The 11,415-nt window shown below is 71.7% G+C and carries 9 protein-coding genes; 4 read left to right on the top strand and 5 right to left on the bottom strand.

Annotation, left to right across the window (positions count from 1 at the left end):
* On the top strand, positions 1-1,515 hold a 1,515-nt coding region (locus tag ABT367_RS38165), incomplete at its 5' end, for a DUF5691 domain-containing protein (protein WP_352258165.1).
* A 23-nt stretch (positions 1,516-1,538) separates the two neighbouring features.
* Here ABT367_RS38165 and ABT367_RS38160 read toward each other — a convergent pair.
* The gene (locus ABT367_RS38160; protein WP_187817676.1) at positions 1,539-1,961 is read right to left on the bottom strand and encodes a cobalamin B12-binding domain-containing protein; all 423 of its coding nucleotides are present in this window, start codon (positions 1,959-1,961) and stop codon (positions 1,539-1,541) included.
* A 219-nt stretch (positions 1,962-2,180) separates the two neighbouring features.
* Entirely contained in the window at positions 2,181-2,309 is a 129-nt protein-coding gene (locus ABT367_RS38155) for a hypothetical protein (protein ID WP_352258163.1), read from the bottom strand.
* A 95-nt stretch (positions 2,310-2,404) separates the two neighbouring features.
* Between ABT367_RS38155 and ABT367_RS38150 the strand changes: the two genes are divergently transcribed.
* The 3 genes from ABT367_RS38150 (at position 2,405) to ABT367_RS38140 (ending at position 6,012) form a co-directional block, all read left to right on the top strand.
* Entirely contained in the window at positions 2,405-3,283 is an 879-nt protein-coding gene (locus ABT367_RS38150) for an esterase/lipase family protein (RefSeq protein WP_352258161.1), read from the top strand.
* Between the two features lie 73 nt (positions 3,284-3,356).
* Positions 3,357-4,283 carry an aminoglycoside phosphotransferase family protein gene (locus tag ABT367_RS38145; protein ID WP_352258159.1) on the top strand — a complete coding sequence of 309 codons (927 nt, stop codon included), beginning with the start codon at positions 3,357-3,359 and terminating at the stop codon, positions 4,281-4,283.
* A 199-nt stretch (positions 4,284-4,482) separates the two neighbouring features.
* Positions 4,483-6,012, top strand: a complete 1,530-nt coding sequence (locus ABT367_RS38140; RefSeq protein ID WP_352258157.1) for a M23 family metallopeptidase — start codon at positions 4,483-4,485, stop codon at positions 6,010-6,012.
* Between the two features lie 74 nt (positions 6,013-6,086).
* Here the strand turns inward: ABT367_RS38140 and pcrA are convergent, their stop codons facing one another.
* From pcrA to ABT367_RS38125, 3 genes are all read right to left on the bottom strand, one after another.
* Positions 6,087-8,570, bottom strand: coding sequence for a DNA helicase PcrA (gene pcrA / locus ABT367_RS38135; RefSeq protein ID WP_352258155.1), 2,484 nt, complete (start codon positions 8,568-8,570; stop codon positions 6,087-6,089).
* Between the two features lie 112 nt (positions 8,571-8,682).
* Entirely contained in the window at positions 8,683-9,405 is a 723-nt protein-coding gene (locus ABT367_RS38130) for a DUF4232 domain-containing protein (RefSeq protein WP_352258153.1), read from the bottom strand.
* Positions 9,406-9,600: 195 nt separating this feature from the next.
* Positions 9,601-11,415, bottom strand: a 1,815-nt coding sequence (locus ABT367_RS38125; RefSeq protein WP_352258151.1) for an NB-ARC domain-containing protein, incomplete at its 5' end; no start/stop codon positions are given.

The following is an 11,415-nucleotide window of genomic DNA, read 5'->3' as shown; positions in this document are numbered from 1 at the left end:
GGCCGCAGCCGCAAGGACGCGGCCGCCGCGCTGCTCGACCAGGCGGCGCTGCACACCGTCCGGCGCAGGGCGGGGCTGCGGCCCGGACCGGCGGCCCGACTGCCCGAGCAGGCGCAGCCCGACCCGCGCCCCGCGCTCCCTGCCGCCGCACGGCGACGCCTGGCCATGCTGCTCTCCGACCGGCCCGGCATGGGCAGCGGCGGACGGCGCGGCACCGCGCCCGATCTCACCGAACTGCTGCCGCAGTGGCTGTCCGGTGCGAATGCGTACGGATACGCCGCACCACCCGAGCTGCTGCCCGCCCTGCTCGACGCGGCACGCGGCCGGACCGATCTGCGCCCGCCGGCGCTCGCCTTCGCCGGACCGCGCGCGCTGTGGCTCGCGAAGCTCAACCCGGAGTGGAAGTTCGCGCTGCGCACCACCCCCGGAGGCAGTGCGCTCCCCGCGCCCGACGACGGGGACGCGGTCCGGCGGCTGTGGGAGGAGGGCCTGTTCGCCGAACGGGTGGCGCTGCTCGGTGCCGTACGGGCGTATGACGCCGAAGCCGCCCGGGTCCTCCTGGAGAGCACCTGGTCCACCGAGCGGGCCGAGGACCGGCTGATGTTCCTCGACTCGCTGCGCACGGGGCTCGCGGACAGCGACGAGCCGTTCCTGGAGCGGGCGCTGAGCGACCGCAGCCGCAATGTCCGCACCACCGCGGCCGAGTTGCTGTCCGCGCTGCCGACCTCGGCACTGGCCGGCCGGATGGCGCGGCGGGCGGCGACGAGCATCGCGCTCGACCCGCTGCGCAGCGGGATCACGGTCGAGGCGCCGCACGAGTGCGATCCGGGGATGGAGCGTGACGGTGTCGTCGCCACACCACCGCCCGGTCGAGGGCAACGGGCTTGGTGGCTGGGCCAGTTGGTGGAGGCGGCACCGCTGGCTACCTGGCCGCAGCGGCTCGGCGGGCGGACGCCGGCCGAGATCGTGGCGCTGCCCGTGGCCGACGACTGGCAGGCCGAGCTGCATGCCGCGTGGTGCCGTGCGGCCGTACGGCAGCGGGATGCCGAATGGGCGCGGGCGCTGCTCGGGGTGCCCGCGTCACCGGGGGCGGCGGGGCCCGGGGCGGTCTCGCTCGCGGAGCGCGCGAAGCTGCTCGGCACGCTGCCGGAGCGGGAGCGTTCGGACTGGGTGGCCGGGTTCATCGCGGCGCACGGTCTCTCCGAGGCGTTCCAGCTGCTCGGCGTGTGCGCCGTGCCCTGGTCCGAGCCGCTCGGCGGTGCGGTCGTCGACGCGCTCAACATCGCGCGGGACGCGGGGAGTTATCCGTGGTCGTTCAGCGGCGTGATGGGGCTGGCCGAGCGCTGCCTCGACCCGGCCGCCGCGGTGCGCCTCGAAGCGCTTACGGCTACGCCGGACGAGAGGGAGGACGGTGCGCCCGGGGCGGGCGGGTACTGGGCGGAGGCGTTCCAGCGGCTTGTGGGGACGTTGCGGTTGCGGGCGGTCATGCGGGAGGAGTTGGCGGCGGGTGCGTGAGCGCACCCGCACCCTCCCGAGCGCTACGCAGACTGCGCCACGTTCCCCCGCACCCACTCCACAATCGCCCCCGTCGTGGCCCCCGGCGTGAAGATCTCCGCGACGCCCAGGGACTTCAGCGGGGGGATGTCCTCTTCCGGGATGATGCCGCCGCCGAAGACCTTGATGTCCTCGGCGTCCCGCTCCTTGAGCAGCTCGATGACCTTGGCGAACAAGGTCATGTGCGCGCCGGAGAGGATCGAGAGGCCGATCGCGTCGGCGTCCTCCTGGATGGCCGTGTCGACGATTTGCTCGGGCGTCTGGTGCAGGCCCGTGTAGATGACCTCCATGCCGGCGTCGCGCAACGCCCGCGCGATCACCTTCGCACCGCGGTCGTGGCCGTCGAGACCGGGCTTGGCGACCACCACGCGGATCGGACCGGTTGTCGCACCCATCGCTGCCTCCATGTCGAGCAAGTCGTGCGGACCCCCCTGAAGTGTGCCCGGGGAGCGCCGGGACCTCACAGTGAGGCCCCCGAAGAAGTGAACGAACGTTATCGCCACCATCCCGCAACCGGCAGTTTCACGGTCAGGACCGAGGGGGAAATCACACGTGGGACACGTTCGCCATGCGCGGCACCCGCAAGCAGCGGCCGAGCCGACTCGACCCGCCGCCGGGAGCCGCGCTCAGGGGAGCCGCAGGAGGTCGCCGCACCACCGCGCCGGCAGCCGCACGGCGTGGTGGTGCGGTGCCATCGAGGTACGTGCCGTCAGGTGCGATGCCATCGAGGCGCGCGCCGTCAGGTGCGATGCCATCAGCGAGGCATCGGGGCACGGCCACCGCCAGGGCGCCCCATGTGGGCTCACGGGGGACAGAGAAGTTCTCCGTGCGCCGTTTTGGAGGTCGGCTCATGGAGGCCGTCAGGCTTCTCAAGATCCTCAAGTCGCTGCCCCTGCTTCTGCCCACCTGGACACAGCTGATCCGGACACCACGCCTGTGCCTGTCGTCGTCCGCGCTCCTCAAGGCCACCGCGCTCGAACTCGCCATCCTCACCGGGCACGTTCTGCTCTATCCGTCCGGAATCATCCAGGAACGTCCCGCCCCTCCCCTGCCCGAGGACACCGAGGACACTCCCCGCCTCCCCGCCGGACCGCACGACCGCCCCGTCGTGCTCCTGCACGGCTTCATCGACAACCGGTCCGTGTTCGTCCTGCTGCGCCGCACCCTGGCCCGGCACGGCCGCCGCCATCTCGCCTCGCTCAACTACTCACCGCTGACCTGTGACATCCGCGAGGCGGCCCGGCTGCTCGGCGCCCATGTCGAGGAGCTCTGCGCACGGACCGGGCAGGAACAGGTGGACATCGTCGGCCACAGCCTCGGCGGCCTGATCGCGCGCTATTACGTCCAGTGCCAGGGCGGCGACGCCCGCGTCCGCACCCTCGTCACCCTCGGCACCCCGCACAGCGGCACCCGGGTCGTGCCCGCGATGAACGCGCATCCGATCGTGCGCCAGATGCGCCCCGGCTCCGACGTGGTCGCCGAACTGGCCGGGCCCGCGCCCGGATGCCGCACCCGTTTCTTCAGCTTCTGGAGCGATCTGGACCAGTTGATGGTGCCGCTGGAGACCGCCTGCGTCGAGCACCCCGACCTGCTCGCGCACAACGTGCGGGTGAGCGGCATCGGTCATCTCGCACTGCCGGTCCACCCCGCGGTCGCCACCGGCATCCGGCAGGCGATCGACGACGACGCCGTGCCGGTCGGTGCGCGGGGAGCGGTATCCGTGGCCTGAGGCGGTCCGCCCGCGCCGCCCGTACGCCGCAATTCGGTTGACCGGCCCCGGCGCCGCCGAGTTCGATGCCCCGATGACCACCTCCGAGACGGGCAACAAGCCGCGCAAGATGCATGCCGACCAGGCGGACATCGACGAGGCGCTGGTGCGGCGGCTGATCGACGGACAGTTTCCGCAGTGGTCCGGACTGCCGCTCGAGCTGGTGGATTCACCGGGGACGGTCAATGCGCTGTACCGGCTCGGCGACGCCATGGTCGTACGGCTGCCGCTGCGCGCCGGCTCCGACGAAGAGGTGGAGAGCGAGTTCGCCTGGCTGCCGCGGCTGGCCGGACAGCTTCCGGTCCCGATCCCGGCGCCGCTCGCCAAGGGAGCACCCGCCGAGGGGTACGCGTGGCCGTGGTCCGTCTACCGCTGGCTCGACGGCACGACGCCGGCGGCCGGAGCGGTCGGCAAGCCGCTTGAACTGGCCGCCGATCTGGCCGGGTTCATCACCGCGCTGCGCCGCATCGACACCGCCGGCGCCCCACACTGCGGCCGCGGCGGCCCGCTCGGTCCCCGCGACGAGGCGACGCGCACGGCGCTCGGCCGGCTCACGGACGTGATCGACACCGAAGCGGCAGCGACCGTATGGCAGCAGGCTCTCGACGCGCCCGGGTACGACGGGCCGGACCGCTGGATGCACGGCGATCTGCAGCCGGGCAATCTGCTCGTGGAGGACGGACGGCTCGCCGCCGTCATCGACTTCGGCCTGGTCGGCATCGGCGATCCGACCGTCGACCTGATCACCGCCTGGTACGTGCTGCCCGCCGAGGCGCGCCCGGCGTTCCGCTCCGCCGTCGGCGCCGATGAGGCGAGTTGGGTACGGGGCCGGGGGCTCGCCCTGTCGATCGCGCTGCTCGAGCTCTCCTACTACCGCGAGACCAACCCGCGGATGGCGGCGACGGCGCGCCATGTGATCGGCGAGGTGCTGGCCGACTCCGAAACGTCGTCCGACGCCTGATCCACCCCTCCACCGCGCCCAAAATCCTCGAACAGCCTTCGAACACAAGGCCAAAGCTGTGCCTACAGTCCGCCGAAAGGCGGCCGAATGCCCGTTTCCCCCACCAACGAAACCTGCCGAAGATTGTCGGCGTCGCACACTGCCGGGTACAGTCACCGCACTGCTCCGCCCCCTTGTTGTCGAGGCGAAAGAGAAGTTGGTGAACGAACAGCACGGCTATGCCACCGGATACGGCGGCTATGCAACCGGTGCCTTCGACACCACCGCTTTCGACTCCGACCCCCTCTTCGGGGCGATGCCGGGGACGTACGACGCCTCGCAGAGCGGCCAGTGGGACAGCACCCAGTGGACCGCCCCGGAGCAGGCGCAGTCTTACGGCGCAGACGGCGCCACCGGCTACGACGCGTACCCCGCACAGCACACCGGCGGCTATGCGAACGGCAGTTACGACACCGGCAGCCACGACACGACCGCCATGTGGGCGAGCGCCGGATATCAGTCGCTCACCGACATCCCCGCGCAGCCCGGCCCGCAGAGCGCCGAGCAGTGGGAGACCACCGGCCACTGGCAGACGACCGGTGCGTACGGCTACGCCGACACGGGTTCCTACGACGCCACCGCCTGGAACTCCGCCGGCGCCGAGGCCCCGTACGGGACCGAGACGACCGGCTCGTACGAGACGGAAACGCCGGGCTCCTACGAGACGGAGACGCTCGGCTCCTACGAGAGCGGCGCGACCTCCTACGAAAGCGGGCCGACCTCCTACGAGACCGGCTCCTACGAGGCCGGTTCGTACGAGCCCCACGCCTACGAGGCCGACACCGCTTCCCCGTACGAGAACGAGAACGCTTCCTCCTCCGCGTACGAGAGCCAGGACAGCGCCTACGGCGAGACCGAGTTGCTCGACGCGCCGGTCACCGTCGGCCACGAGGAGAGCGACGAGCCCGAGCCGGTACGGGTGGCGCACAGCCCCCGCCCCCAGCGCTCAGGCTCCCGCGGCCGCCGCCGTACCCCCGCCAAACGTTCCGCGCTGCTCACCGTGGCCGTGCCGTCCGTGTGCGCGCTGGGTGTGGCCGGGGTCGCCGCCGCCTCCGTGGTCGGCTCGATGGGCGGGAACGAGGAGCCGAAGTCGCAGGCGGCGCCCGATCCCAGCTCCGTGGAGACGGCCGCCGCGAACAACAAGCTGGACACCCAGCTCACCGAACTCTCCGCCGACGCCAATGAGTTCGCGGACCGCGCGAGCCGTACGCAGGAGCGCATCGACCTCAAGGAACGCCAGGAGGCCGAGAAGAAGCGCAAGGCCGAGGAGGCCGCCCGCAAGGAGGCGCTGCGCCCCAAGTTCTCGCTCCCGGTCAAGCAGCACGGTCTGAGCGCGTACTACGGGCAGGCCGGTGTGAACTGGATGTCGGTGCACACGGGCATCGACTTCCCGGTCTCGTACGGCACCGAGGTGCTCGCCGCGACGGACGGCACCGTGCGTACGCAGTGGAACGGCGCGTACGGGAACATGGCCATAGTGACGGCGCCCGACGGCACCGAGACCTGGTACTGCCACCTCTCCAGCACGAAGATCCGCAGCGGTTCGGTCAAGGCCGGCGATGTGATCGCGTACTCGGGGAACTCGGGCAACTCCACGGGCCCGCATCTGCACTTCGAGGTCCGCCCGTCCGGTGGCTCGGCGATCGACCCGCTGCCGTGGCTGCGCAGCCACGGGATCGACCCGTCCTGATCCGGACGACCGCACGCCATTCGGGGTGACCTCTCCACATCGGAGGGGCCACCCCATTCGCGTATCTCAGGCGGCTACAGCTTCTCCACCGGCGCGTACCGCAGCAGCAGCACCTTCGGCTTCGCGTCGCCGAAGTCGATGGTGGCGCGCGCCTTGTCGCCCGCGCCCTCGACGCCGACGACCGTGCCGAGCCCGAACTGGTCGTGCGTGACCCGGTCCCCGACCGCGAGCGAGACCACCGGCTTGTCGCCGGTCGCGAAGCCGGAGGACGTGCCGCGCCGGGAGCGGGCCGCCATCGTGGACGAGAGCGAGGAGGCCACCGAGGCCGCCGGGCCCGTGGAAGGAGCGGCGCCGAGCTTGGCTCCCGTGCGCTTCCACTCCAGGTGGTGGGCGGGGATCTCCTCCAGGAAGCGGGACGGCGGGTTGTACGCGGGCTGGCCCCAGGCGCTGCGCAGGGTGGAGCGGGTGAGGTAGAGGCGTTCGCGGGCGCGTGTGATGCCCACGTACGCGAGCCGGCGCTCCTCCTCGAGCTCCTTGGTCTGGCCGAGCGCGCGCATGTGCGGGAAGACGCCGTCCTCCATGCCGGTCAGGAACACCACAGGAAACTCAAGGCCCTTGGCGGTGTGCAGGGTCATCAGGGTGATGACGCCCGAACCGTCCTCGTCCTCGTCGGGGATCTGGTCGGAGTCGGCGACCAGGGCGACGCGCTCCAGGAAGTCGGAGAGCGAGGGCCGCTCGCCGTCCTCCGTCTCCTGCTCGAACTCCAGGGCCACGGCGGCGAGTTCCTGGAGGTTCTCGATGCGGGTCTCGTCCTGCGGGTCGGTGGAGGCCTGCAACTCGGCCAGATAGCCGGTCCGTTCGAGCACGGCCTCCAGGACGGTGGCCGGTCCCGCGCCGGATTCGACGATCGTACGGAGCTCCTCCATCAGCGTGTTGAAGCGCTTGACGGCGTTGGTGGAGCGGGCCGCCATCCCGTACGCCTCGTCGACGCGGGTGAGCGCCTGCGGGAAGGTGATCTTCTCGCGCAGCGACAGGGCGTCGATCATCGCCTCGGCGCGCTCGCCGATGCCGCGCTTGGGCACATTGAGGATGCGGCGCAGCGGGACGGTGTCCTCGGGGTTGGAGAGCACGCGCAGGTAGGCCAGGACGTCCCGGACTTCCTTGCGCTCGTAGAAGCGGACGCCGCCGACGACCTTGTAGGGCAGGCCGACGCGGATGAAGATCTCTTCGAAGACACGGGACTGTGCGTTCGTACGGTAGAAGACCGCGACGTCTCCGGCCTTGGCGTCCCCCGCGTCGGTGAGGCGGTCGATCTCCTCGGCGACGAACTGGGCCTCGTCGTGCTCGGTGTCCGCTACATAGCCGGTGATCTGCGCGCCGTTGCCCGCGTTGGTCCACAGGTTCTTCGGACGGCGTGACTCGTTGCGCTCGATGACCGCGTTGGCGGCGGAGAGGATCGTCTGCGTGGAGCGGTAGTTCTGCTCCAGGAGGATCGTCGTCGCGTTCGGGTAGTCGTCCTCGAAGTCGAGGATGTTGCGGATCGTGGCGCCGCGGAACGCGTAGATCGACTGGTCCGCGTCACCGACCACGCACAGCTCGGCGGGCGGCAGCTCGTGCTCGGCCGGAGGTACGTCCTCCTCGCGCGGCCCGGTGCCGACAAGCTCGCGCACCAGGGCGTACTGCGCGTGGTTGGTGTCCTGGTACTCGTCGACCATGACGTGCCGGAAGCGGCGGCGGTAGTGCTCGGCGACGTCCGGGAAGGCCCGCAGGAGGTTGACCGTCGTCATGATCAGGTCGTCGAAGTCGAGGGCGTTGGCCTCGCGAAGGCGCGACTGGTACATCGCATACGCCTGGGCGAGCGTCTTCTCGAAGCCGTCCGCGGCCTGGCCGGCGAAGTCCTCCTCGTCGATGAGCTCGTTCTTGAGGTTGGAGATCTTCGCGCTGAAGGCCTTGGGCGGGAAGCGCTTCGGGTCGAGATCCAGATCGCGGCAGACCAGGGCCATGAGGCGCTTGGAGTCGGCGGCGTCGTAGATCGAGAAGGAGGAGGTGAAGCCGAGCTTCTTCGATTCGCGGCGCAGTATCCGTACGCACGCGCTGTGGAAGGTCATCACCCACATCGCGTTGGCGCGCGGGCCGACCAGCTCCTCGACGCGCTCCTTCATCTCGCCCGCGGCCTTGTTGGTGAAGGTGATCGCGAGGATCTGGCCCGGGTGCACATTGCGCTCGGCGAGCAGATACGCGATGCGGTGGGTCAGGACGCGGGTCTTGCCGGATCCTGCGCCGGCCACGATGAGCAGCGGGGTGTCGCTGTGCGTCACGGCGGCGCGCTGGTTCTCGTTCAGCCCGTCGAGCAGCGCGGCGCCGTCGAGCACCGGGCGCGGGGCGCCGTCGCGGTAGTAGGCGTCGCGCTGTGCGGGCGCGTCGAACTTCCCGCCGAACAAGTCGGCCGGAATCTCTTCCGGACCCTCGTCCTCGGGGGGCGGCGGCGGGGCGTGGTGCTTGCCCGTGTCCTTGGCCTGGAGGTCCGCCAGAAAACTGTCATCAAAGAGGCTGCTCATCGCCTACCGAGTCTAGGCGGCTCCACTGACACCCCGTCCCGGGTTCGGGAACCCGGGACGGGGGTGACGCTCAGAAGTCGGGCGGTGACGCCCGGAACGTCGCTTTCCAGTCTCAGAAGTCGTACGGCTTCGCGGTGTTCCAGTTCGTCACGTCCGCGCTGTCCCAGGTGAACTCCGACTCCCCGCCCTTGTCGTCGACGGCGCCGTTCTCGTGGCCCGGGCCGGTGTCGCCGCCCTGGTCGCGCAGGGCGATGGAGAGCTCGCTGGAGGTGTTGCTCGTCTCGCCGTCCACGAAGAGGGCCACGGCGGAGTAGACCTGGCCGCCCGGCTTGACCGTGACCTTGGCGCTGCCCGAGGCCGGGTCCTTGGACGAGTGACCGAGGACGGTCGCGGTGTCCCCGAGCATGACCGAGGGGTACGAGGTGACCCAGCAGGGCTTGGAGTCGGCGTTCCGCGCGGTGATCAGCAGGTGCTCGCCCTCCTCGGCGGGGAAGCGGTGCTGCACGGAGATCGACAGCTCGTCGCCCTTGCACGGCTGAGCGGCGGTGGAGCCGGCGGCGGCCTGGTCGGTGGTGTCGCCGGAGCCCGATCCGCCGTTGGAGCCGGAGCCGCCGGAAGTGCCGCTGCCGCCTGAGGACTTGGAGTCCGTGTCCTGGCCGTCCGCCTTCCCCGAGCCCTCGGCGCCCTCCGCGCCCGAGGTGCTGCCCGCGCTCCTGCCGCTGTCGGCCTTCGTGTCCTTGCCGCCGTCCGAACCGCCGCAGGCGGTCAGGCTCAGGGCCAGGGCGGCGGTGGCGGCAGCGGTCAGGACGGTGGTGCGGATTCGCTTGGTACGCATATGAGGTTCCCCCGTGCGGTGGTGCGGATCTGGTGCGGAGCAGTCGACTCCGCCGTGGTTCGTGACCAGCTTGTCCCGGGGCGCTGGCGCTTCGCTCACGCCGCGCTGACGTCCCGCTGACGTCTGCCGCGGCCGGACGAAAGGGCAGGTCAGGCCGGTGTGACAGTGACCGTGAGCCGCGGAGAGTGAAGCGGGTCAGCTCCGTGCGGTGAGACGCAGGAGGGCCGTGTCGTATCGGGCGCGCAGCCCCACGTCCGCCGACACCTCGAGCAGCGCGCCGAGCGCCCGCACCGCGCCCTCGTCATAACCGGCGGCCTCCGCCTCGTCGGCCGCGCTCTCCAGGCGCAAGATGCCCTCGGCCTGTTCGCCCAGGCCGAGCAGCGCCTCCCCGGCCGTCGTGAGGAGCAGCACCCGGGAGGCGCCCGAGGGGTCCGGGGAGCTTTCGAGGGCGAGCGCGGCGGTGGCCGTGTCGAGGGCCGGCTTCCATTGCCGGGCGCCGAGTTGATGCCGGGCGAGGTGGTGCAGGGCCAGGCGTTCGATGTGCCGGTCGCCTGTCGCACGCGCCAGTTCCGCCGCCCGTACGCACCCTTCGGCGGCCTCCTGCGGGCTGCCGAGTGCGGCTTGGGCGAGCGAGAGGTTGACCAGCGCCGTGGCCTCGCCGTGCGGATCGTCGGCGCGGGATGCGAGCGCCTGGGCGGCCTCCAGGTGTTCCAGCGCCTCCTGTACGAGGCCCTCCTCGGTCAGGACCCAGCCGAGCAGGGCGAGGACCCGGCCTTCGGCCCTGAGGTCTCCGTCGGCGCGGGCGGCCTCAAGTGCCGTACGCAGCAAGGGGGTCCAGCCGTCGCGGACCCGCCACGCCATCTGCGGCCACAGACCGAGCACGATCCGCCAGGTCCTGCCGTGCAGTCCGGCGGCGTGCGCGGCGCCCACCGCCAGGGTCAGATCGTCGCGTTCGGCGGCGTACCAGGCCATGGCGTCCGCGCGGCCGCGGAACTCCCGTATGGACGCGGGCTGTTGGAAGTCCGCGGGCAGGTCGAAGCACGGCTCGTCGCCGGGTTCGGCGGCGTCCGCGGCGGCCAGGGCGGTGGCCACGGTGTGGTCGAGCGCCCGCAGCAGCGCCTCGGGTCCGGCGTCCAGGCCGCGCGCGTAAAGCCGTACGAGATCGTGCAGCGTCCAGCGTCCCGGCGCCGTGCGGATGACGAGATGGGCCGCGGCGAGCCGGTCGAGGGCGGCCTCCGCCGTGTCCGGGTCCGTACCCGCGAGTGCGGCGGCGGTGTAGCGGTCGAAATGAGTGCCCGGGTGTCTGCCGAGGTGGGCGAAGTGGTGCGCGGCGGCCGCGGGGAGCCGGCTCACGGTGAGCCGCAGGGCGGCGCGTACGCCGGTGTCCTCCACGTCCAGGAGGCTCAACCTGCGGGAGGCGTCGGACAGTTCGGCGCTCATCTCGCTCAGCGACCACTCCGGCTGGTCCGCGAGGCGGGCGGCGGCGACCCGCAGGGCGAGCGGCAGACCGTCGCAGAGTTCGGCGAGGCGGCGCGCGGCCACCGCTTCCGCGAGCACGCGCTCCTTGCCGAGTACGGCGGCGAGCAGCGCGGTGCCGTCCTCCGGGCCGAGGACGTCGACGGGCACGGGCCTGGCCGCGTCGGAGGCGATCAGACCGCGCAGCCGGTAGCGGCTGGTGACGACGGTGACGCAGTCGGTGCCGCCCGGCAGCAATTCCCTGACCTGCGCGGAACCGTGCGCGTTGTCCAGTACGACGAGGAGCCGGCGGTCGGCGGCAAGGGACCGGAACAGCGCGGACGCGCCCTCGGCCGACTCGGGGATCCGGCGCGGCGCGACCCCGAGCGCGAGCAGGAACTCACGCAGCACCTCGATACGGGGCACGGTTCCGGTATCGCTGAAGCCGCGCAGGTCGGTGTAGAGCAGTCCGCCGGGGAACGCGGCACGGTTGCGGTGCGCCCAGTGCAGCACGAGGGCCGTCTTGCCCACGCCCGCCGGCCCGGTGACCAGGCA

The sequence above is a fragment of the Streptomyces mesophilus genome (assembly GCF_040300965.1).
GTDB lineage: Bacteria > Actinomycetota > Actinomycetes > Streptomycetales > Streptomycetaceae > Streptomyces > Streptomyces mesophilus_A.
Note: the sequence above shows the minus strand (reverse complement) of the source record. Positions and strands in the feature narration are given on the sequence as shown.